Below are 22,595 nucleotides of genomic sequence, written 5' to 3'. Positions count from 1 at the left end.
TCGGTGAATCAGTAACCCATGCCTTTTTTGGTATCCAGCTCCTTCTGCGCGTCGGCAGGCAGGAACAGCTTAGATTCGGTCTTGATCACTTTTGGCGGCAGCGTGCCATCTTTCTTGAATTTTTCCAGCGCATCAAACGCCGGGCCAGCCATGTTTGGCGTCAGCTCCACGTTGGCGTTAGCCTCACCCGCCAGCATCGCTTTATAGATATCCGGTACACCATCAATCGAGCCGGTCAGAATATCTTTGCCCGGTTTCAGGCCAGCTTCTTTAATCGCCTGAATGGCACCGATCGCCATATCATCGTTATGCGCGTAAACCATGCAGATGTTTTTGCCGTTGTTCTCCGCCTTGATAAAGCTCTCCATCACCTCTTTACCCTTACTGCGGGTAAAGTCACCCGACTGCGAGCGGATCACTTTAATGTTTGGATGGTTGCTGATCGCTTCAGCAAAGCCTTTCTTACGATCGATTGCCACGCTGGCACCCACCGTGCCCTGCAGTTCCACCACGTTACACTGCTTGTCGCCCACGGTTTTCACCAGCCAGTCGCCAATCAGCTTGCCTTCCAGCACGTTGTCAGCCGTCACCACCGCCTGATAGAGCGATTTGTCTTTTACCACAATGGCGCGGTCCAGCAGGTAAACCGGGATTTTGGCATCTTTGGCTTCTTCCAGTACCGGCTCCCAGCCGGTCTGCACCACCGGTGCGATGAAGATGGCATCAACGCCCTGAGCGATGAACGAACGTACCGCCTTGATCTGATTCTCTTGTTTCTGCTGTCCGTCGGCGATTTTCAGGGTGATTCCGCGTTTTTTGGCTTCGCTTTTCGCTACGTTGGTTTCCGCCGAACGCCAGCCAGATTCCGAACCTACCTGCGAGAAGCCGACCGTCATATCTGCAGCGAGTACCGGGCCGGTTAACGCGGCGCTGACCAGCGTGGTCAGAAGTAAACGTTTCCACATAGTTTTTAATCCTCTGAAAGGCGTTTGCTGTTTAGGGTAGAGAGCCTGCTTAGACTGGACTAAAAAAGCGTGCATAATGGCGACACACTTCACAAAACAGAGCAATTTAAAGGGGTTACGTGTAGTCACACGGTTTGGCTGACGAGGGAGTTATGGATAAAACGGCTGAGTAGAAAAATCTGCTCGTTAAATAATTGTAATAAACAGAATCGCTTATGCTTACTGCCACTGGAAACGATTACAGCCAGGCGTACAAAACGGGTTATCCGGCCTGCGATGAACAAAAAATGGGATTTGTGATAGTCCGCACAGTAGATCGCTGGCCTGAGTCAGGGGCGAAACGTTTCTCTGGCACTAAGTGCAGAATGGTTAATTTTTTTGGGCTAAAAGGGTGAGAAAGAAGCCACTAATGCATTGTCAGCGCTGAATAAGAAAAAAATAATATTTAACCTCTGCTTTTAAACGCTTTATGCCGGCTCTGTCCGTAATAAGTTAGTGAGGTGTTTAAGATAGAGACGCTGAGTTGCTGGCTCAGACAATAGTAAAAAAGCCAGATATGGAGTTTTAATGACTAATAAGGTGCTTTTATCTGATTTTCGCCTTTTTTAAGCCGCATGATCTGGACAGCATAAGCTTGCCCCCTATACTGAGCACTCCTTTGTTACTTCTATCTGTTATGGCAATGATGACTGCGCACGATTACCTGCTTAAATTCCGCAAAGTAAATAATTCAGACAGTCTGGAAAAGCTTTTCGATCATCTTAATTACTCCCTGACGAATGATCTGGAAATCATCAATATGTACCGGGCTGCCGATCACCGACGTGCTGAACTGGTCTCTGGCGGACGGTTATATGATCTCGGCTGTGTCCCTAAAACGGTGTGGCGCTACGTGGTCTGATTTTCGGCTAATTTATCGCTGTTTATCCCGCTGATCTTGTCCGGATGGGCGTGCCCCTCTGGACATGTTATTCTGCTGCGCTTCGACTCCCCGAGACAGGAATAACCACGATGAATGAACAGGTTGCTGCGCCGCGTATTGGTGGCTGGCTTTTGCTGCCGCTGGCCTGGCTGATAATGACCCTGTTAACCACCGTTCTGGTGCTGGCGATGTATCTGACACCACTGTTTAATCCGGAATGGCGTGTGGCGCTGTTTTCTCACGGCAGCACACTCTTCTCTTACTGGGCTATTTCCCTGCTCACCGCCGTGGCGGTCTGGGCTTATAGTCTCTGGATCAGCTGGCTGTTCTTTAAGCGCTCCCGCCGCCTGCCGCGTCACTACCTGCTCTGGCTGCTGATTACCGTGCTGCTGGCGCTGAAAACCTTTGCCTTTACGCCGGTTACCGATAGCCGTGCCCTCCAGACATTACTGCTGTCGCTGCTGGCCGCTGCGGTGTTTGCGCCCTACTTCAAACGCTCAAAACGGGTAAAAACGACCTTTATCGCGCCATAACGCTGTGAGTTATGTCAGGAATTTAATTCTGAGTGCGGTCTGCCGCTCAGCGGATGGCGCAGGTGTTGAGATACGCCGCGCTATCAATGATAATAAGCCGCTTTCTGGCTCCCAGGCGAAAAAATGACCGATTATCTGCTTCTCTTTGTTGGCACCGTGCTGGTGAATAACTTCGTCTTAGTGAAGTTTCTCGGCCTGTGTCCTTTTATGGGCGTTTCCAAAAAACTGGAAACGGCGATTGGCATGGGCCTCGCCACGACATTCGTCATTACCCTGGCCTCGATCTGCGCCTGGCTGGTCAACCATCTGATCCTGCTGCCGCTGGATCTGGTCTATCTGCGTACCATGGCCTATATCCTGGTGATCGCCGTCGTGGTGCAGTTCACCGAAATGGTGGTGCGTAAAACCAGCCCGTCGCTCTATCGTCTGCTGGGTATCTTTCTGCCGCTGATCACCACCAACTGTGCGGTGCTGGGCGTACCTCTGCTGAGCGTCAACCTTAACCACACCTTTATGCAGGCCGCGCTGTATGGTTTCAGTGCCTCTATCGGCTTCTCGCTGGTGATGGTGCTGTTCGCCGGTATGCGCGAGCGGCTGGTGCTGGCTAATGTTCCTGCCCCGTTTAAAGGCAACTCCATCGCCCTGATTACCGCGGGCCTGATGGCGCTGGCGTTTATGGGCTTCAGCGGTCTGGTGAAATTCTGATGACCGCGATCTGGATTGCTGTTGCCGTATTAAGTGCGCTGAGCCTGGTGTTCGGCGCGCTGCTGGGTTACGCCTCGCGCCGCTTTGAGGTCGAAGAAGATCCTATCGTTGAGCAGATTGATGCCATCCTGCCGCAGAGCCAGTGCGGTCAGTGTGGCTATCCGGGTTGTCGTCCCTATGCGGATGCGGTCGGTAACAATGGTGAAGCGATCAATAAATGCGCGCCAGGTGGTGAGCAGACCATGCTCAAGCTGGCAGCCCTGCTTAACGTTGAACCGCAGCCGATTGATGGCGACGAAACGGCGAAAGAGCCGGTGCGCACCGTGGCGTTTATTGATGAAGCCAACTGCATTGGCTGCACCAAATGTATTCAGGCCTGTCCGGTGGATGCGATTGTCGGGGCAACCCGCGCCATGCACACCGTGCTGAGCGATGTCTGCACCGGCTGCGATCTCTGTGTCGCGCCCTGCCCGACTGACTGTATTGAAATGCGTCCGGTTGCCACCACGCCAGCTAACTGGAAGTGGGATTTAAATACCATTCCTGTACGGGTGATCCCGGTAGAAACTCATGCTTAATCTGTTTAACTTCCTGAAAAAAGAGAAGGTCTGGGATTTTCAGGGCGGTATTCATCCGCCGGAAATGAAAACCCAGTCCAACGGCACGCCGCTCAGCGAACTGCCGTTGCCGCACCGTTTTATTATCCCACTGAAACAGCATATCGGACATGAAGGTGAGATCTGCGTTGCGCCTGGCGACAAAGTGCTGCGCGGTCAGCCTCTGACATTTGGCACTGGCCGCATGCTGCCAGTCCATGCGCCCACCTCCGGCGTGATTGAAGATATCGGTCAGCATATGACCGCGCACCCTTCTGGTCTCTCTGAGCTTTGCATTTTCCTGACGCCAGATGGCGACGACCGCTGGATGCCGCTGGATCCGCTGCCTGACTACCGTCAGCATCCGCGCGCCGACATTGTGCAGCGTATTCACGACGCCGGCATCGCCGGTCTCGGCGGCGCGGGTTTTCCCACCGCCACCAAACTGAAGGGCGGCCTGCGCGGGGTTAAAACCCTGATTATTAACGCGGCGGAGTGTGAGCCTTATATCACCGCTGACGATCGTCTGATGCAGGACTACGCTGCCGAAGTCCTGGAAGGCAGCCGTATTCTCGCCTGGGTGTTACAGGCTGAACAGGTGCTGATTGGCATTGAAGATAACAAGCCTGAAGCCATTGCCGCACTGAAGCAGGCGCTGGGTAGCGAGCGCGATCTGCACATCCGGGTCATCCCGACCAAATATCCCTCCGGCGGTGCCAAGCAGCTGACCCGAATCCTGACCGGTAAGGAAGTGCCGCACGGCGGGCGTTCCTCCGATATCGGCGTGCTGATGCAGAACGTCGGCACCGCCTGGGCGGTTAAGCGGGCCATTATTAATGGTGAACCGATCACCGAACGCGTTGTGACGCTGACCGGCGAGGCGATCGCCCAGCCGCGTAACGTCTGGAGTCGTCTCGGCACCCCAATCAGCCATCTGTTACACCAGGTCGGGTTCACGCCTGCGCCGCGTCAGATGGTGATCATGGGCGGTCCGCTGATGGGCTTTACTCTGCCATCGCTGGATGTGCCAGTGGTGAAGATCACCAACTGTATTCTGGCTCCATCTGCCAGTGAAATGGGCAACAACGACGAAGAGCAGTCCTGCATTCGCTGTTCAGCCTGTGCCGATGCCTGTCCGGCCAAACTGCTGCCGCAGCAGCTTTACTGGTACAGCCAGGGCGGCGATCACGATAAAGCGCGCGCTCACCATATTGATGACTGCATCGAATGTGGTGCCTGCGCCTATGTCTGCCCGAGCAATATTCCGCTGGTGCAATATTACCGTCAGGAAAAAGCGGAACTGCGCGCCATCGATCTGGAAGCGAAACGCACGCTGGAAGCCAAAGCACGCTTCGAAGCACGCCAGGCGCGACTGGAGCGTGAAAAGCAGTCTCGTGAAGCGCGTCATGAAGAGGCGAAGCAACGCGTTGCCCGCACCGATACCAGCGAACTGGCTGCGGCCAAAGCGCGGGTGAAAGCCCGCCAGACGGCCGAACCGGATGAGGCAACGCTTGAAGCCCAGCGTGAAGCCCGCCATGCGCAGGCGCGTCTGCGTCAGGCCGAGGCGCAGGCTGAAACCCAGCCGGTGACGCGTCAGACCGTCGATCCGCGTAAAGCGGCAGTTGAAGCGGCTATTGCCCGGGCGAAAGCGAAGAAAACAGTGCCGGTTGATGCGGCGGATAACCAGGCTGAGGCCAGTGTCGATCCGCGTAAATCGGCAGTAGAAGCCGCCATCGCCCGCGCCAAAGCGAAGAAAGCCGCTCAGGCGGAAAACGCCGAGGCTCCGCAGGCCGCAACCGACAGCGCTGCAGACGCCGCGCCGGACGCCGCCGCTGAAAGCGATCCGCGTAAAGCCGCGGTTCAGGCTGCCATCGCCCGTGCCAAAGCGAAGAAAGCCGCACAGGCTGAAGGCGCCGAGGCACCGCAGGCCGCAACCGACAGCGCTGCAGACGCCGCCGCTGAAAGCGATCCGCGTAAAGCCGCGGTTCAGGCCGCTATCGCCCGCGCCAAAGCGAAGAAAGCCGCACAGGCTGAAAACGCCGAGGCACAGGCCGCAGGCGACAGCGCTGCAGAGGCTGCGCCAGATGCCGCCGCTGAGACCGATCCGCGTAAAGCCGCGGTTCAGGCCGCCATCGCCCGCGCCAAAGCGAAGAAAGCCGCACAGGCTGAAGGCGCCGAGGCACCGCAGGCCGCAACCGACAAAACTGCAGAAGCCGCGACAGACGCCGCCGCTGAGACCGATCCGCGTAAAGCCGCGGTTCAGGCCGCTATCGCCCGTGCCAAAGCGAAGAAAGCCGCACAGGCGGAAAGTGAGGCGGATGCCGCTTCACGTGATGCCGCAGCACTGGCCACCGCCGCGCATTTTGCGGTGGATAAAGCGGAGCAGGCCCAGGAGCAGGCAAACAACGCCAATGCAGAACCTGAACAGGCACCTGAACTGAATCAACCCGATGATGCGCGCAAGGCCGCTATTGCTGCCGCCATCGCCCGTGCCAAAGCACGTAAAGCGCAGTCGTCTACGACGCTTGAGGATTAAATGGCTTTTCGTATCGCAAGTTCTCCTTACACCCATAATCGCCGCAGCACCGGCAATATCATGCTGCTGGTGGTGCTGGCCGCGGTGCCAGGTTTTGCTGCACAGTGTTATTTCTTTGGCTACGGCACCTTTTTACAGGTCTTACTGGCGACGCTGACCGCCTGGCTGACAGAGGCAGCGATTCTGCGACTGCGCAAAGCGCCCGTTGCCAGCACCCTCGCGGATAACTCGGCGCTGCTGACCGCCGTCCTGATCGGTATCAGCCTGCCGCCGCTGGCGCCGTGGTGGCTGGTGGTGATCGGTACCCTGTTTGCTGTCGTCATCGCGAAGCAGCTCTATGGCGGACTGGGCCAGAATCCGTTTAACCCGGCGATGGTCGGCTATGTGGTCCTGCTCATCTCCTTCCCGGTGCAGATGACCAGCTGGTTGCCGCCCGATACGCTTCAGGCGATCAAACCCGGGCTGATGGACAGCCTGAGCATGGTGTTCCAGGGCCACACGCTGGCGGGTGAAACCATGCAGCAGTTACAGATGGGTGTTGATGGCATCAGCCAGGCGACGCCGCTTGATACGTTTAAAACTGGTTTACGCGCGGGTCACAGTGCTGAACATCTGCTGGCGCAGCCGATTTACAGCGGCGTGCTGGCGGGCCTCGGCTGGCAGTGGGTTAACGTGGGTTATCTGGCCGGCGGCCTGTTCCTGCTGTGGAAAAATGCTATCCGCTGGCATGTCCCTGCCGCCATGCTGCTGTCACTGGCCTTCTGCGCGACGCTGGGCTGGTTCTTCTCACCAGAATCGCTGAACAGCCCGCTGATTCATCTTTTCTCCGGTGCCACCATGCTGGGTGCGTTCTTCATTGCCACCGATCCGGTGACCGCTTCAACCACCAACCGTGGCCGCCTGGTGTATGGCGCGCTGATTGGACTGCTGGTCTGGCTGATCCGCAGTTTTGGCGGTTATCCCGATGGCGTAGCGTTTGCTGTGCTGCTGGCGAACATCTGTGTGCCGCTCATCGATTACTACACCCAGCCGCGCGTTTACGGCCATCAGAAGGATTAAGCGATGCTGGAGACGATTCGCAAAAACGGGGTTACGCTGGCGATTTTTGCTGCGATCACTACCGCCGCCACGGCAGTGGTAAATACGGTAACCAAGCCGACGGTGGAACATCAGACCCTGTTGCAGCAGAAAAACCTGCTGGACCAGGTGGTGCCTGTTGAGCTTTATGACAACAACATCCAGCAGGACTGTTACGTTGTCACGGATGCAGCGCTGGGCAACAGTGCGCCGCATCATCTCTTCCTGGCGCGTAAAGGCGGCCAGCCGGTCGCGGCTGCACTGGAGACGACTGCACCTGACGGCTATTCTGGTGCGATACAGATGCTGGTCGGTGCCGATTTCCAGGGTAAAGTATTGGGCGTGCGGGTGATTGAACACCACGAAACGCCCGGTCTGGGGGATAAGATCGAACTGCGTATCTCTGACTGGATCAACAGCTTTAATGGCAAAGTGGTTCATGGTCCGGCGGATAAAGCTTTTGCGGTTAAGAAAGATGGCGGTGAATTCGATCAGTTCACCGGTGCCACCATTACCCCACGCGCGGTGGTCAATGCGACCAAACGCACCGCGCTGTTAATGAAAACGCTTCCGGAGAGACTCTCTTCGTTACCGGTATGTGGAGACGCAAATGAGTGAAGCTAAAAGCCTGCTGGTCGGTGGATTATGGAAGAACAACTCAGCGCTGGTGCAGCTGCTGGGCCTCTGTCCGCTGCTGGCGGTCACGGCAACCGCCACCAACGCGCTGGGTTTAGGTCTGGCGACCACGCTGGTGCTGACCCTGACCAACAGTTTTATTTCCGCCTCGCGCCGCTGGGTGCCATCGGAAATCCGTATCCCGATTTATGTGATGATCATCGCCTCGGTGGTGAGCTGCGTACAGATGCTGATCAACGCCTATGCCTATGGTCTTTATCAGTCGCTTGGGATTTTTATCCCGCTGATCGTGACCAACTGCATCGTGGTTGGCCGTGCTGAAGCCGTCGCCTCTAAAAGCAGCATCCCGCTTGCCGCGCTGGATGGCTTTGCCATCGGCATGGGCGCGACCTGCGCCATGGTGGTGCTGGGATCGCTGCGCGAAATTATCGGCAGCGGCACGCTGTTTAACGGTGCCGACCAGCTGCTCGGTCCCTGGGCGAAGTCGCTGCGAATCGAAGTGGTCCATTTCGATTCGCCAATGCTGCTGGCAATGTTGCCGCCAGGCGCCTTTATCGGCCTGGGCATGATGCTGGCGGGTAAATATCTGATCGATCAGAAGATGAAACAGCGGGCAGCACTGCGTGCTCAGGCGGCTGAAACCGCGCCGCCTCAGGACGCTGTCGGGAAACCGGTGTGAATCAGACCAAGCGCACCGAAATTCTCCGTCGGCTGCAGCAGAATAATCCGCATCCGACCACCGAACTCAACTTCAGCACGCCGTTTGAGTTGCTGATCGCGGTGCTGCTCTCGGCGCAGGCGACCGATGTCAGCGTGAACAAAGCCACCGCAAAGCTCTATCCGGTGGCCAATACGCCTGCCGCGATGCTGGCGCTGGGTGTGGATGGCGTGAAGGAGTGCATTAAAACCATCGGCCTGTTTAACAGCAAAGCGGAAAATGTGATTAAAACCTGCCGCATTCTGCTTGAGCAGCACAACGGCGAAGTGCCGGAAGATCGTGCGGCACTGGAAGCCCTGCCCGGTGTCGGCCGTAAAACCGCCAATGTGGTGCTCAACACCGCCTTTGGCTGGCCGACGATAGCCGTCGATACCCATATTTTTCGCGTCAGCAACCGGACGAAATTTGCGCCGGGTAAGAATGTGGAAGAGGTGGAGCAGAAGCTGCTGAAGGTGGTTCCGGCGGCGTATAAGGTTGATTGCCATCACTGGCTGATTCTGCACGGTCGCTACACCTGCGTAGCGCGTAAACCCCGCTGTGGCTCCTGCCTGATTGAAGATCTCTGCGAGTATCCCGACAAAGTCGAGTGATTGCACTGATGAAAGACCCGCTGCGGCGGGTTTTTTATTATCCGGCGATCACTTCTGCTAACGCGTCTCCTGCCCGATCCCCCTTTTCGCTGCTCTCCCTGCTCGTACGAATAACAGTACAGTTTGTCGGGTTGTTACATTGATGTTGATGATGGAAAATCGCCGCCCCTGACGATAAGAAAATGTTATGACACAGTGAGTAAAGTAATGAACAAAAGCGCTTCTGCCGGAAGCCATCCTCTGCGCCTGTTTCTGGCGCGCCTCTGGCCACATCCGCTGGCAGTGAGTAAAAAGCATGTGGTGATCGCCGGACTGGGTGCCGGTATCGGCTTGATCCTGACCAGCCTGCTGAGCCACTGGGTGCTGGGCGAACTGAACCTGTGGTTTGTCGCGCCGGTCGGTGCCTCGGCGGTTTTACTCTTTGGTCTGCCCGCCAGTCCGCTGGCTCAGCCGTGGGCAATCGTCGGCGGCAACAGCCTGTCAGCGCTGGCGGGCGTTACCGTCAGCCAGCTGATCCCTGATCCTGCCCTTGCCTGCGGCGTCGCAGCCTGTGTGGCGATCCTGTTAATGTTCCAGCTGCGCTGTCTGCATCCGCCCGGCGGTGCCGTTGCGCTGACCGCTATTCTGGGCGGCCCTTCGGTGCAGCAGCTTGGATATCACTTTGTCCTGACGCCGATCCTGCTCAATTCACTGACCCTGGCCCTGCTGGCTCTGCTGTTTAATAATCTTGCCGGTCGTCGCTATCCGCATCCGCTGGCCCCGGAAGAAGTTAAACCCGATCCGGTAGCCATGCCGGTCCCGCTGACGCGCGCCGATCTGCATCAGGCTTTGCAGGACGGTGAACTGCTGGATATTGACGAGGATGATTTGCAGGCGCTGCTGCTGCGTGCTGAAGAGATTGCCCAGCGCCGTCAGTTCAGTGGCTGAAATCTGTCTGCCCGCACTGGCACATCTTTCATTGTCGGCGCGACTTCTGGCATTCAGGTCTCCCCTGAACCCTGGTCCTGAGAAGTTGATCGCTGCCACAGTTTTACTCTGCCGCTTCGCCCACGCCACTCCGTAACATACTGGTAACACAACCGTCCAGGCCGTACGCCCATCGGCTCCTGGGCGGATGCCCATAGAGCTGGCCTTTTCAGCGCCCTACACTTTGCTCTTCTTTACGTTTCTCACGAGGAAGACCGATGGATAGCGCCTTGTCCCCGCAGCACGATGAGCTGATCGCCTCCGCCATCAAAAAGTTCTTCACCCATATCATCCCGATGCTGGTGGTGATGCTGATTATTAACCAGATCGACCGCGCCAATATTGGCTTTATCAAAGCGGAGTTGCGAACCGATGCCGGGATCAGCGCGGCGGCCTTTGGGCTGGGCGCGGGCCTCTTTTTTATCGGCTATGCGCTGTTTGAGGTGCCGAGCAACCTGATGATGAAGCGCTTCGGCGCCCGCGTCTGGCTGACGCGCATCATGATAACCTGGGGACTGGTGGTGGTCCTGACCGGTTTCGTCACCTCACCGATCCAGTTTTACCTGCTGCGTTTTTTACTTGGCGTAGCGGAAGCAGGCTTCTTTCCTGGATGGTGCTGAGTGCCACCGCTGGCGCCTTTCTCTTCTCCGGCCCCATCACCGGCGCGATTCTGATGATGCACAATTTCCTGGGGATTGCTGGCTGGAAGTGGGTGATGTTTCTCGAAGGCGGTGCGTCGGTGCTGGTCGGCATTCTCGCCGCCTGGGTGCTGGTGTCACGACCTGGCGAGGCGCGCTGGCTGAGTGCTGCGGAGAAACAGGCGCTGGTGCAGCAGCTGCAGAATGAAGAGACGCAGCGTGACGAGCTTAACCGCGAGCCAGGCAAAATGTCGCTGCTACGTAATCGCAGCCTGCTGTTCTTCTGCGCGATCTTTTTTACTATGACCATGACCGGCTATACGCTGGTGTTCTGGCTGCCGCAGATTATTCAGCGCATTCAGGGCTTCAGCAGTTTTGGCATCGGCATTCTCACCGCCGTGCCCTGGCTGTGCGCCATTATTGCCATTAACCTGCTGAGCCGCTTTTCAGACCGCCACCGCGACAAACTCGATAAAGCGCTGGGTGTCGCCATGCTGGTCGCGGCCTGCGGCACCTTTATGGCCACGCTGGGTTCCCCGTGGTTTGGCTTCCTGGCGATGATCGTGGCCTGTATCGGCTCGAAAGTCAGTGCGACCTTTTTCTGGCCGATGCCACAGGGAGAGCTGCCCGCCTCGATTGTCGCGCCCGGCATTGCGCTGGTGAATTCCGTTGGCAACCTTGGCGGCTTCTTCGCACCGACGGTGTTTGGCTATCTGGAGATGAAGACCGGCTCCACTACCGGCGGTCTCTATGCCCTGACCAGCGTCTCGCTGCTGACCGGGCTGTGGCTGCTGCTGCGCCGCAAGCCATCCCCGCCTTCCCTTGATCCTATGGAGAATCAACATGTCAGACAGTCCAGTCATTAAAACAATGCGGGTAGTGCCGGTCGCCGGATATGACAGCATGCTGCTGAACATTGGCGGCGCACATAACTGCTACTTTACCCGTATCCTGGTGATCCTGACTGACTCGGCTGGCCGTACCGGCGTCGGCGAAAGTCCCTGTCACGCTTCAACGCTGGCGCTGCTTGAGCGCTTTCGTCCGCAGATTGAGGGCAGCGAACTCCTGCGGCTGAATGCCACCATCGCCACGCTGTTTGCCAGCGACGCACGACACCAGCAGACCGCGCATACCGACGACATTCATATTCCGCAGATGAACCCGGAGAAGTTTTACAACGCCACCGCGGCGATTGAAGCGGCGCTGCTTGATCTGCTGGGTCAGCACCTGAATCTGCCGGTGGCCGAGTTACTTGCCAGCGGCAAGCAGCGCGATCGGGTGCCGGTCCTTGGCTATCTGTTCTATATCGCCGACCGTAATCTGACCAGCATGAACTATCAGGCGGGCCACGCGGGTGGTGATGCCTGGCTGCAACTGCGTCATGAGAAAGCGATGGACGCGGAAGGCGTGGTGCGGCTGGCGGAGGCGGCAGCGGATCGCTATGGCTTCCGCGATTTCAAACTCAAGGGCGGTGTGCATCACGGCGAAGTGGAAGTGGAGACGGTCAACGCCCTGCTGGCGCGCTTCCCGCAGGCCCGGGTAACGGTTGATCCCAACGCCAGCTGGTCGCTGGATGAGGCCATTTATTATGGCAAACAGCTGGCGGGCCGCATCCCCTATCTGGAAGATCCCTGCGGCGCGGAGCATGGCTATTCCGGTCGGGAAACGCTGGCAGAATTCAGGCGGGCCACCGGCATTCCGGTTGCCACGAATATGATCGCCAATGACTGGCGACAGTTGCAGCATGCGCTGCAGCTCAATGCCATCGACATTCCCCTGGCCGACCCACACTTCTGGACGATGCGTAACGCACACACCGTGGCGCAGCTCTGCCATGAGTGGGGCCTGACCACCGGCTGCCACTCAAACAACCACTTTGACGTGTCGCTGGCGATGGTGGCGCATCTGGGGGCCGCCGCACCCGGTGATCGCCTGACCGCCTTTGATACCCACTGGATCTGGCAGGATGGGCAGCAGCTGACGCAGCATGCGCCGCAGATTCGGGATGGCTATCTGGAACTACCAGAGGGGCCAGGGCTGGGGATTACCCTGAATATGGAACGGGTTGAAGCGGCACATGCGCTCTACAACTCGCTACCGGACAAAAACCGAAACGATGGGCTGGGCATGCAGTTTCTGATCGATAACTGGTCCTTTAACGCAAAACGTCCGGCCATGCTGCGCTGATGAGCATCACTCTGTGACAGTGTCACAGAGTGATCGCGTTTAGCGTTGCGCCAGCGCCGCCTGCATCCAGGCAATCACCAGCGGAGAATCTTTGTCCTGCAGTGCGGCGCGTTCCGACTGAAACAGCGTCGCGACATAGAATGGGTGATCCGGTAGCTCAACGCCACGCACATCGCCCGCGTTGTCCCAGGCAGTAATGCGCAGCGTATTATCGCCCAGCGCTGCACTGAATTCCGGGTTAACACCAAAGTTACAGTGATAACCTTCATCGCTCTCCAGCACGCCGTAGGTTCTGGCAATGCGTGATCCGGGTCCGAACCTCACCGCGCCGCGCTGTTCCACCAGCGAACAGCTCAGCGGGGCAATCACCATCCTCCCTTCGGTGTCCGTCTCGGCATGACTGGCATCCTTCCAGCCCAGTACGTTGCGCGCATACTCGATCAGCGCATACTGGAATCCACCGCAGGAGCCAAGAAAAGGCTTTCCGGTTTCACGCACCCAGCGGAGTGTTTCAAACACGCCGGCATCATTTCGATAGGGGCTACCGGGCACCACCCAGACGGCGTGGCTGAGTTGCAGTTCTGACTCATCCAGTCGGTCAGTGGCGATCCACTCCGCTTCAGCGGTGATATTCAGCCAGCGGGCAGCACGTTCAATAGCAAGGGGGATAGCCTGATGGGCAACCGCATCGGCGCGGTAGTCACCAACCAGGGATAAGCGCAGGGGGGACGACATAAACAGATCCTTCTCGGGGAAATTGAGAGGTTACAGTAATGTTAATTTTCTGTCGAGGGCGAGCTGAAAGCGGATTATCCTGATACGTTTTTTAACATGCCCGGGCAGCTTTTCACCGGCAGACTGAGCTGATTTTTATCTTGCCAGCGCCTGCGAGCCCCCTCAGCTCCCGCGTCAGACGAGACGACGCAACCGGTTTCTTTTTTTCTTTTCTGAAATAAATCATCTGTTTGTGCACAGGATCATCATTTGACGGTTTTTGCGGCAATGCCAGGCGTGTAATGTCCGATAATTCGGCAGATTGACTGTGAATTAATCAGCAACCTGCCGTTAGTGCTGCCTGATTATCATTCAGCAAACTATTTATCTGGTTAACCGCGCATTAGCAGTTAATGTTAATACTCTCCAGTGCAAGGCGCTTATCCAGCGTTTATGCGCTGCTATTTTCACTACACTCAAAATTAAAAACCAATTAACAGTTTGCTATAAGTTTTTTAACCCAACATTCCAGGGTCGGGCGGGTTGTCAGAAAATTCTTGCCCTGCCGCCCGTAATCAGCCAAATTAGTCGCCGCTTTTCCCTTCTAATAACAATCTTGCGCATGGAAAACTCACATGACGCGGACTTAATTCCTGTCCCGAAACAGGGTATGAAAAAACTGAGGTACATGTGTCAACTGCAAACAAACACACTGATGAGGCTGTCAGTCTCAATGCGTTTAAACAGCCGAAGGCGTTCTACTTAATCTTCTCGATTGAGTTATGGGAACGTTTTGGCTTCTATGGCCTGCAGGCCATTATGGCGGTTTACCTGGTGAAGCAACTGGGGTTGTCTGAATCAGACTCCATTACCCTGTTCTCTTCATTCAGTGCGCTAGTGTATGGTCTGGTCGCGATTGGCGGCTGGCTCGGTGATAAGGTGCTGGGTACCAAACGCGTCATCGTGCTGGGTGTCCTGGTGCTGGCGCTGGGCTATGCGCTGGTGGCGTTCTCCGGTCATAACGTCAGCATTGTCTACATCGGTATGGCGACCATCGCGGTGGGTAGCGGCCTGTTTAAGGCAAACCCCTCTTCGCTGCTCTCTACCTGCTATGACAAAGATGATCCGCGTCTCGACGGTGCTTTCACCATGTTCTATATGTCGATCAACATCGGTTCACTCTTCTCAATGATGCTGACACCGTGGTTAGCGGCGAAATATGGTTATAGCGTAGCCTTCTCACTGTGCGTTATCGGTCTGATCATCACCCTGTTTAACTTCCTGTTCTGCAAACGCATGGTTAAGGATTACGGTTCTAAACCCGATTTCGCTCCGTTGCAGATCGGAAAACTGCTGATGACGCTGGTCGGCATCGTCGTACTGATCGCACTGGCCAACTGGATGCTGCATCACCAGTCTATCGCACGACTGGTGCTGGCGGTGATTGCCCTGGGTATCGTGCTGGTGTTTGCCAAAGAGGCCTTTGCACTGCAGGGTGCGGCACGTCGTAAGATGATTGTTGCCTTCCTGCTGATGGTCGAAGCGATTCTGTTCTTCGTGCTTTATATGCAGATGCCAACTTCACTCAACTTCTTTGCTATCCGCAACGTTGAGCACACCATTCTCGGCATTACTTTTGCCCCCGAGCAGTTCCAGGCGCTGAACCCGTTCTGGATTATGCTGGCCAGTCCGCTGCTGGCGGCGCTCTATAACAAGCTGGGCGATAAACTGCCGATGCCGCACAAGTTTGCCTTTGGTATGGTGCTCTGCTCCGCTGCGTTCCTGGTGCTGCCGGTGGGTGCGAAGTTCGCCAGCGATGCCGGTATCGTTTCCGTTAACTGGCTGATCCTGAGCTATGCGCTGCAGAGTATCGGTGAGCTGATGATCTCTGGCCTCGGCCTGGCGATGGTGGCACAGCTGGTGCCTCAGCGTCTGATGGGCTTTATCATGGGTTCCTGGTTCCTGACTACCGCTGGCGCGGCGGTGATTGCCGGTAAAGTGGCAAACCTGATGGCCGTGCCTGAAAACGTTACCGATCCATTGATTTCGCTGGCGACCTACAGCCGCGTATTCCAGCAGATTGGTATCGTGACGGCGGTGATCGCCCTGCTGATGCTGATTACGGCGCCGATGCTGAACCGCATGGCGCAGGATCCTGACGCGAAAAAAAATAACGTGCAGGCGTAATTCACGCTGCACTTCAGCTAAGCCGGGCTCTGCCCGGCTTTTTTTATGGCTTGCCGCAACGCCCTTCGCAGATCCCTGATCTTTGTCACTGGTAATCCCGCTTTGACTCTTTACTATGCAAGGATCCCATTGCAACAAGGAGTACCTGGTCATGAAACTGTTTTGCAAAGCGGGTGCCTGCTCTCTCTCACCCCATATTGTTATGCGTGAATGCGGACTCGACTTCACTCAGGTGAGTGTTGATCTGGCCACAAAAATCACTGAACGGGGCGATGACTTCCGCCAAATCAATCCTAAAGGCCAGGTGCCCGCGCTGCAGCTCAGCGACGGTTCTGTGCTGACGGAAGGCGTCGCCATTGTTCAGTACCTGGCGGATCTGAAGCCCGATCGCCATCTGCTGGCACCGGTTGGCAGCCTGACGCGTTATCACACCGTGGAGTGGCTCAGCTACATCGGCAGTGAGTTGCATAAAAGCTTTGGGCCACTGTTTCGTCCCGGTTACTCCGATGAGGTGAAAGCGGAGACCCGCAACCAGCTGGAAGCAAAATTCCGCTATGTCGATGAGTCACTGCGCGACAAACAGTGGCTGATGGGGCTGCATTTCAGCGTGGCGGATGCCTATCTGTTTGTGGTGACGCGCTGGGCAAAAGCGCTGGGACTGGATTTATCCGGCTTTACGGCGCTGGGCGCGTGGTTTGATCGTGTCGCGGAACGTCCTGCGGTGCAGGCGGCGCTTAAAGCGGAAGGCTTAGCCTGAGTCAACAGGGCCGGTTAACCGGCCCTGATGCGTTACAGTTTTTCTGCCGCGAAGTGCTGCGTCGGCGTGGCGATGGCATCCTGTGCCGCCACCAGCTGCAGTTCATATTCGCCCATCTGATGGGTTTTCAGCATCACCTCGTATACCGCTGCGGTGACATGCTCCAGCGCATCCTGCAATGATTTGCCGTGTAGCAGATTCACCAGCAGCAGACCGCTGGTGAGATCGCCCACGCCGACCGGCTGACGGACACCGAAATCGACCAGCGGACGGCTGATGTGCCAGGCATCTTCAGCCGTAACCAGCAGCATTTCAAAGCGATCGCTGCGACGACCCGCACGCGCCAGATGCTTCACCAGCACCACGCGTGGTCCCTGGGCAATCAGTGCCCGCGCAGCGTCTACCGCCGCGTCGACGTCTGTGACGGTGCGCTCGCTCAGCATCTCCAGTTCAAGCAGGTTCGGAGCGATAATGTCGCTGGCAGGCATCGCCATTTTACAGTGAAACTCCGCCACACCCGGCGCCACGATGCAGCCTTTCTCCGGATGGCCCATGACCGGATCGCAGAAGTACCAGGCATTCGGGTTGGCCGCTTTGACCTGACGGACAATCTGCAGAATCTGCTCGCCCTGCTCTGCCGAGCCCAGATAACCGCTCAGCACCGCGTCACAGGTCTTCAGGCGGTCGATGTCAGCAATGCCTTTAACAATGTCGGTTAAATGCGTTGCAGGCATCACCGTGCCGGTCCAGTGGCCATATTGCGTATGGTTGGAAAACTGCACGGTATTCAGCGGCCAGACGTTTGCGCCCATACGGCGCATCGGAAACTCAGCCGCCGCGTTACCGGCGTGACCAAAAACAACGTGCGACTGAATCGCTAAAATATTTTTCACTTGTTTGCCCTGTCCTGCCTTGCCATAAAAAAAGGGCCGGAAACCGGCCCTGAAATCTTACTGCCAGTTAATCAGGCAGTAATGTTTCTTGCCGCGACGCAGCAGCGTATAGCGGTTAAACAGTTTGTCACTGTCGCTGAAGCGGTACTCCGCATCGGACTGCTTTTCACCGTTCAGTGAAACGGCATTGGAGTCGATCATGGTGCGCGCCTGGCCACGGGACGGCACCAGCTCTGCTTTCACCAGCGCCTGCTGCAGATCATCGTCAGCGCCCAGCACGATAGTTGGCATACCATCCTGCGCCAGCTGTTCAAAATCGGCTTCGGTCATTTCGCTCACGGATCCGGAGAAGAGGCTGGCAGTAATGCGTTTCGCCGCCGACAGACCGGCTTCGCCATGCACCAGACGCGTCACCTGCTCAGCCAGCACGTACTGCGCACGTGGCGCGGTGCCGCTGTTTTTGTCCTCTTCTTCCAGCGCGTTGATCTCTTCCATGCTCAGGAAGGTGAAGAACTTCAGGAAGCGATAGACGTCAGCATCCGCGGTGTTGATCCAGAACTGATAGAACTTGTACGGGCTGGTTTTCTTCGCATCCAGCCAGACTGCGCCGCCTTCGGTTTTACCGAATTTGGTGCCGTCAGACTTGGTGATCAGCGGAACGGTCAGGCCAAAGACCTGGTTCTGATGCAGACGACGGGTCAGATCGATACCGGAGGTGATGTTGCCCCACTGATCAGAACCACCAATCTGCAGGGACACACCGTGCAGCTCGTTCAGACAGGCGAAGTCATAGCCCTGCAGCAGATTATAGGAGAACTCGGTAAAGGAGATGCCCTGATCGTCACGGTTCAGACGCTGCTTCACCGCTTCTTTGTTGATCATCTGGTTAACGGAGAAGTGCTTGCCGATATCACGCAGGAAGGTCAGCACGTTCATGCCGCCAAACCAGTCGTAGTTGTTGGCGGCGATGGCGCTGTTGCTGCCGCAATCGAAGTCGAGGAATGGCGCCACCTGCTGGCGGATCTTTTCAACCCATTCGTTGACGGTTTCACTGGTATTAAGTTTACGCTCTGCGGCTTTGAAGCTCGGGTCACCAATCAGGCCGGTTGCACCACCGACCAGCGCCACCGGCTTGTGGCCGGCATCCTGAAAACGCTTCAGGCAGAGCAGCGGTACCAGATGGCCCAAATGCAAGCTGTCAGCAGTGGGGTCAAAGCCGCAATAGAGCGAAATTGGCCCCTGCGCCAGTTTCTCTGTTAACGCGTCTTCATCCGTCACCTGGGCGATTAGGCCCCTCTCCTGCAATTGTTGTATCAGGTTACTGCTGGTCATTACTGACTCCAAATTGATCAGACTGCACCTATGCTGGTACACAGCTTTCCGCTGAGTTGCGGAATCGAAAAAAATCAGGGCTATAGCATAAAGCGCTGACGCTTTCTGTGCCAGCGCTGATAGGGGCGAATCGTGCAGATTCAGGGTGCCAGACGGTCGATTTTCCAGCCGTCGTGATCGCGCTGATAGATGAAACGATCGTGCAGACGATGTTCGCCACCCTGCCAGAACTCCATCGTGTGAAATTTCACCCGGTAGCCACCCCAGAAGCTGGGCAGCGGCACTTCGCCCTGCTGGAACTTCTGTTTAAGCTCCAGGAACTTTCCTTCCAGAATACCGCGTGCCGAAATACGGCTCGATTGCTTCGACACCCAGGCACCAATCTGACTGTCGCGCGGACGACTGTGGAAATATTTCAGCACCTCGAGGGGCGACAGTTTTTCCACTTCACCCAGCACCATTACCTGACGCTCCAGATAGTGCCACGGGAAGTGCAGAGAGATGCGCGGATTGTGCGCCAGCTGCAGCGCCTTACGGCTGCCGAGGTTGGTGTAAAACACCATGCCCTGCGCATCGTAGTGCTTCAGCAGCACGATACGCTGCCATGGCTGGCCCTGCTCATCCACGGTTGCCACGGTCATGGCGGTAGGATCGGGCAGTTTTGCCTCGCAGGCCTGGCTTAGCCACTGTTCAAACAGCGCGATCGGATCGTCCGGCAGATCCTTACGACGCAATCCACCGCGGGTATATTCACGCCGCAGATGGGCAATGGTGTGTAGCGTTTCGCTGTCGCTCATAATGCTCGCCTATTCAGATAACAAGTCAGCTGGCAGGTTGCAGCTCACAATCATTCACGACAATTTTATCGTTACGTTCGATAAATGCGCCGTTTCCTTTGGACCAGAACACATAGGTGTTATCGCTGTAGCGTGCGCCGGACGCGGATACCGTCTGCTTCAGCGTCAGAGGCTGCCCATCCATGATGAAACTGACCTGCTGCTGCGCCTCGTCCAGCGTCACGGTCAGGGGCATGGTTCCGCAGCGATAGTGCAGGGTCTGCGGCGACGGCGGCTGTTTATGCATCAGGCTACAGCCTGACAGCAGTAGCACCGCGGCAACGGTTAATCCTTTCAACATAAGCGGGTCTCCTTCACGAGTGAAGCTGGCATTATAAGAAGGATTGCGCGCGAAGTAAGTGGGAATCCACGCCAATCTGGCAGATGCTGTCAGTCAGGCTGAATTATTGCGCCTTTTCAGACGGTTGTCTGAATGCACAGGCCGCGTTCTCAGGCTACGCTCTATAGATCTTAAGCGAGGAAGACAAACATGAAATTTGATAACGAAGATGCATTTAAGCTGGCAGTGGCGTTTATGAACCACAAAGAGAATGCCACCATCGCCAGCAGCTACTTTAAAACCTTTATCGACACCTACCAGAAATTTGACCGCTGGCTGAGCGCATCAGACCCGGTCAGCGCCATGAAAGCAGAAAAAGCGGCCGCCAAAGCGGGCGAAGACTCCATCCTCTGATCCGCTTCTCCACGGGTCCGATAGCCTTCAGGGTATCGGACCCGTGAATCCCGCCAGACATTCACCCACATGCTCACTATTTCCGCACAGCTATTCTGGCTTTTACGGAAATATCCGCTCTGGCTGCCGTGCTTATTTCCCGCATCAGCATCGATCTTATTTTGATACAGCGCATCCTCTGCTGAAATGGCACAGAACGGCTGGGTACATTTGCAATAAATGCTATTTCACGCCGTCATCCCCCCTAATCAGCACCACACACTCCGGTTTTGTTTAAAAAACAGGCAGCGAGACGCGACAGGGCCAGCAAACCTGATAAAGCCGACTATGCTGTAAACGTTCGGATATACTTCATGGAGCAGAAAAAATGAAAATGAAATCCCTGTCAGCCATTGCGTTGCTGGCTCTCACTTTAGGTACGCTGGCAGGTTGTGCCTCAAACCAGTCGATTAAGACCACCGATGGCCGCACGATTGTCACCGATGGCAAACCGCAGATTGATTCAGATACTGGTCTGGTTTCTTACCGCGATGCTCAGACAGGAAAAACTGAGCAGATCAATCGTAATGAGATCAGTAATATGAGTGAACTCGACAACTAATATAAGGTGAATAAGATGAAAAAAGCGCTGATTTTACCTCTCGCCGCATTGATTGGTATGACCGTATTAACCGGCTGCACCCGTACCAGTTATGCGATTCAGACTAACGATGGACGCACCATTATTAGTGATGGCAAGCCTTCTGAATCGGATGCCGGCCTGCTGGCTTATACCGATGCAAATGGCGTGAAGCAGCAGATTAATAAAGCGGACGTTAAAGCGGTCTCTGAAGTACCGAAGAAATAATCCGATCGCTGTTACCCAATGAATAAAGCCGCCCATGGGCGGCTTTATTTTTGCCTGCGCCTGGCACGAAGTGGTGCACAGTCCTGGTTTTATTCCCCGGTGGTTTATAAATCAGAAATATCCGCTGCGGCGTGGCCATAATATGGCAGGCAACCGTGCGGATAGTGGTGCAGATAATAATCTGATAACCAAATGCGCTGTTCCGCCCTTATCTGAATTTCCGGCAACTCCCAGCTTTTTTAACCAGCATAATAGCTCATCTTATTTCTCACAAAAAACCTCAGCCTGTTTTTATGCTTTGATATGAGTGGTTTACCGCCTCGATTAAAGGTTCACTTTATTTTCGGTAAATTTTAATCATAGCGCCCTGCTGTTTCCCACCTTTTAGTCCAGAGCGCCTTTAACTAGACTCTTTATATCGCTACTTAATCAGGAGGGTGCAGATGGTTTATCACGACAAAACAACGGGTCATATGATTCTTGGTGAAGCTGCAATTAATCTGGCTTTTGACGAACAGGAGATTACGCTGGTAGCACTGATTCGCCAGCTGAGCGAAATGGCCGAACAGGAGCGCAACGATGAGCGGGTCACGCAGATTGCCGATGCGCGCAACTGGCTCAAAGGTTTTATCGAATCCTCAACGCGCGACCGTGCCGAATTAAACTGGCTGGTCGAGACCGGACAGGCGCCGGTTAATCTTAAAGATTATCGTTAGTTATGTGCGGGTCATTGCTGTTTATTTTTAGGGTGCCGGGCGCGCGCCTGGCCTCTCAGCCAGAGAAGCAGGGACAGCGTGGCAGTGGAATAGTGCATGTCGGCCAGAATGTGACCAGAACGTGAATTGCAACGCTCTGCACCCGGCTCCTGTGTCGGCCTGAAACGGCTTCCACGCAGATTGATGAGTGCTATTGCTCTGCACTCATCGGCCGGCCATCTGGTCGTTAACCGGCCTTCGTCGGCTTCTCCCCACCTGCCGTCACGGTCAGCGCGTCAACGGCTCCCCGTTTTCAGTCACCTGCAGCGTTTTTGGATGTTTCGCTGTAGTGGTTTCAAACCCACCACGGGCAGCAAAAACAGAACAGCCAATGGCTGCCACAAGTGTCAGTAAGATTGAGGTTTTCACGAAACGCGCCTTAATTTTCTTCGCTACAGGATAAAGCGTGAAAGCCTGGCACATAATCAGATGAGGGGAAAGGAAAGTGCAGAATTTCTCTGTCTGGAAGCCCTGGTCCGGGAAATCTGTTTACTGATCGAGCGGTCTTGCC

The 22,595-nt window shown here is 55.9% G+C and carries 24 protein-coding genes and 1 pseudogene; 18 read left to right on the top strand and 7 right to left on the bottom strand.

What is annotated here, in order from left to right; genetic code table 11:
* Positions 1-8: 8 nt before the first annotated feature.
* Entirely contained in the window at positions 9-965 is a 957-nt protein-coding gene (gene ytfQ, locus GVJ63_RS03005) for a galactofuranose ABC transporter, galactofuranose-binding protein YtfQ (protein WP_010245380.1), read from the bottom strand.
* Positions 966-1,650: 685 nt separating this feature from the next.
* Between ytfQ and ydgT the strand changes: the two genes are divergently transcribed.
* From ydgT to GVJ63_RS02945, 12 genes and pseudogenes are all read left to right on the top strand, one after another.
* Complete coding sequence (gene ydgT, locus GVJ63_RS03000; RefSeq protein WP_003853427.1) at positions 1,651-1,866, top strand: transcription modulator YdgT; 216 nt, start codon at positions 1,651-1,653, stop codon at positions 1,864-1,866.
* A gap of 110 nt (positions 1,867-1,976) precedes the next feature.
* On the top strand, positions 1,977-2,420 hold the full coding sequence (locus GVJ63_RS02995; protein ID WP_010245382.1) for a DUF2569 domain-containing protein: 444 nt from the start codon (positions 1,977-1,979) through the stop codon (positions 2,418-2,420).
* A 123-nt stretch (positions 2,421-2,543) separates the two neighbouring features.
* A complete protein-coding gene (gene rsxA / locus GVJ63_RS02990) occupies positions 2,544-3,125 on the top strand; it encodes an electron transport complex subunit RsxA (protein WP_003853423.1) in 582 nt (193 codons plus the stop codon).
* Complete coding sequence (rsxB, locus tag GVJ63_RS02985; RefSeq protein WP_010245386.1) at positions 3,125-3,703, top strand: electron transport complex subunit RsxB; 579 nt, start codon at positions 3,125-3,127, stop codon at positions 3,701-3,703. Before rsxA ends, rsxB begins: the two co-directional genes overlap by 1 nt.
* Entirely contained in the window at positions 3,696-6,257 is a 2,562-nt protein-coding gene (rsxC, locus tag GVJ63_RS02980) for an electron transport complex subunit RsxC (RefSeq protein WP_159226397.1), read from the top strand. Before rsxB ends, rsxC begins: the two co-directional genes overlap by 8 nt.
* The gene (gene rsxD, locus GVJ63_RS02975) at positions 6,258-7,316 is read left to right on the top strand and encodes an electron transport complex subunit RsxD (RefSeq protein ID WP_010670076.1); all 1,059 of its coding nucleotides are present in this window, start codon (positions 6,258-6,260) and stop codon (positions 7,314-7,316) included.
* Between the two features lie 3 nt (positions 7,317-7,319).
* Positions 7,320-7,952, top strand: coding sequence for an electron transport complex subunit RsxG (gene rsxG, locus GVJ63_RS02970; protein ID WP_010245397.1), 633 nt, complete (start codon positions 7,320-7,322; stop codon positions 7,950-7,952).
* On the top strand, positions 7,945-8,649 hold the full coding sequence (locus tag GVJ63_RS02965) for an electron transport complex subunit E (protein ID WP_010245400.1): 705 nt from the start codon (positions 7,945-7,947) through the stop codon (positions 8,647-8,649). The genes rsxG and GVJ63_RS02965 overlap by 8 nt, the downstream gene beginning before the upstream one ends.
* Entirely contained in the window at positions 8,646-9,278 is a 633-nt protein-coding gene (gene nth / locus GVJ63_RS02960) for an endonuclease III (protein ID WP_159226396.1), read from the top strand. Before GVJ63_RS02965 ends, nth begins: the two co-directional genes overlap by 4 nt.
* Positions 9,279-9,485: 207 nt before the next feature.
* Positions 9,486-10,205 carry an HPP family protein gene (locus tag GVJ63_RS02955; protein ID WP_010670074.1) on the top strand — a complete coding sequence of 240 codons (720 nt, stop codon included), beginning with the start codon at positions 9,486-9,488 and terminating at the stop codon, positions 10,203-10,205.
* A gap of 257 nt (positions 10,206-10,462) precedes the next feature.
* Positions 10,463-11,748: pseudogene (locus GVJ63_RS02950) on the top strand (MFS transporter).
* Complete coding sequence (locus GVJ63_RS02945) at positions 11,726-13,069, top strand: enolase C-terminal domain-like protein (RefSeq protein ID WP_159226395.1); 1,344 nt, start codon at positions 11,726-11,728, stop codon at positions 13,067-13,069. Before GVJ63_RS02950 ends, GVJ63_RS02945 begins: the two are co-directional and overlap by 23 nt.
* Positions 13,070-13,108: 39 nt before the next feature.
* On the opposite strand, the gene GVJ63_RS02940 is transcribed toward GVJ63_RS02945, so the two are convergent.
* The gene (locus GVJ63_RS02940) at positions 13,109-13,804 is read right to left on the bottom strand and encodes a CTP synthase (protein WP_159226394.1); all 696 of its coding nucleotides are present in this window, start codon (positions 13,802-13,804) and stop codon (positions 13,109-13,111) included.
* Positions 13,805-14,473: 669 nt separating this feature from the next.
* On the opposite strand from GVJ63_RS02940, the gene dtpA reads away from it, so the two are divergent.
* Positions 14,474-15,970: a dipeptide/tripeptide permease DtpA gene (gene dtpA, locus GVJ63_RS02935; RefSeq protein ID WP_010245419.1), complete on the top strand. Its 1,497-nt coding sequence runs from the start codon at positions 14,474-14,476 to the stop codon at positions 15,968-15,970.
* A 151-nt stretch (positions 15,971-16,121) separates the two neighbouring features.
* Positions 16,122-16,727, top strand: a complete 606-nt coding sequence (gene gstA / locus GVJ63_RS02930; RefSeq protein ID WP_010670069.1) for a glutathione transferase GstA — start codon at positions 16,122-16,124, stop codon at positions 16,725-16,727.
* Positions 16,728-16,759: 32 nt separating this feature from the next.
* On the opposite strand, the gene pdxY is transcribed toward gstA, so the two are convergent.
* The 4 genes from pdxY to GVJ63_RS02910 form a co-directional block, all read right to left on the bottom strand.
* On the bottom strand, positions 16,760-17,620 hold the full coding sequence (pdxY, locus tag GVJ63_RS02925) for a pyridoxal kinase PdxY (RefSeq protein WP_010245428.1): 861 nt from the start codon (positions 17,618-17,620) through the stop codon (positions 16,760-16,762).
* Between the two features lie 57 nt (positions 17,621-17,677).
* The gene (gene tyrS, locus GVJ63_RS02920) at positions 17,678-18,952 is read right to left on the bottom strand and encodes a tyrosine--tRNA ligase (RefSeq protein ID WP_159226393.1); all 1,275 of its coding nucleotides are present in this window, start codon (positions 18,950-18,952) and stop codon (positions 17,678-17,680) included.
* A 140-nt stretch (positions 18,953-19,092) separates the two neighbouring features.
* A complete protein-coding gene (pdxH, locus tag GVJ63_RS02915; protein ID WP_010245431.1) occupies positions 19,093-19,749 on the bottom strand; it encodes a pyridoxamine 5'-phosphate oxidase in 657 nt (218 codons plus the stop codon).
* Between the two features lie 25 nt (positions 19,750-19,774).
* Positions 19,775-20,089 (bottom strand): MliC family protein, encoded by a 315-nt coding sequence (locus tag GVJ63_RS02910; RefSeq protein WP_010245432.1) that lies wholly within the window; start codon positions 20,087-20,089, stop codon positions 19,775-19,777.
* Between the two features lie 189 nt (positions 20,090-20,278).
* On the opposite strand from GVJ63_RS02910, the gene GVJ63_RS02905 reads away from it, so the two are divergent.
* The 4 genes from GVJ63_RS02905 (at position 20,279) to GVJ63_RS02890 (ending at position 22,045) form a co-directional block, all read left to right on the top strand.
* The gene (locus tag GVJ63_RS02905) at positions 20,279-20,482 is read left to right on the top strand and encodes a hypothetical protein (protein WP_003848989.1); all 204 of its coding nucleotides are present in this window, start codon (positions 20,279-20,281) and stop codon (positions 20,480-20,482) included.
* A gap of 367 nt (positions 20,483-20,849) precedes the next feature.
* Positions 20,850-21,083, top strand: a complete 234-nt coding sequence (locus GVJ63_RS02900) for a YgdI/YgdR family lipoprotein (protein WP_159226392.1) — start codon at positions 20,850-20,852, stop codon at positions 21,081-21,083.
* A 15-nt stretch (positions 21,084-21,098) separates the two neighbouring features.
* Positions 21,099-21,329 (top strand): YgdI/YgdR family lipoprotein, encoded by a 231-nt coding sequence (locus tag GVJ63_RS02895; RefSeq protein WP_010245445.1) that lies wholly within the window; start codon positions 21,099-21,101, stop codon positions 21,327-21,329.
* 443 nt (positions 21,330-21,772) lie between these two features.
* The gene (locus GVJ63_RS02890) at positions 21,773-22,045 is read left to right on the top strand and encodes a hypothetical protein (protein WP_022625718.1); all 273 of its coding nucleotides are present in this window, start codon (positions 21,773-21,775) and stop codon (positions 22,043-22,045) included.
* Between the two features lie 267 nt (positions 22,046-22,312).
* Here the strand turns inward: GVJ63_RS02890 and GVJ63_RS02885 are convergent, their stop codons facing one another.
* The gene (locus GVJ63_RS02885) at positions 22,313-22,453 is read right to left on the bottom strand and encodes a hypothetical protein (RefSeq protein WP_223563798.1); all 141 of its coding nucleotides are present in this window, start codon (positions 22,451-22,453) and stop codon (positions 22,313-22,315) included.
* Positions 22,454-22,595 lie beyond the last annotated feature (142 nt).

Source organism: Pantoea sp. 18059, assembly GCF_902706165.1.
In the GTDB taxonomy this organism is placed as follows: Bacteria; Pseudomonadota; Gammaproteobacteria; order Enterobacterales; family Enterobacteriaceae; genus Pantoea; species Pantoea agglomerans.
Note: the sequence above shows the minus strand (reverse complement) of the source record. Positions and strands in the feature narration are given on the sequence as shown.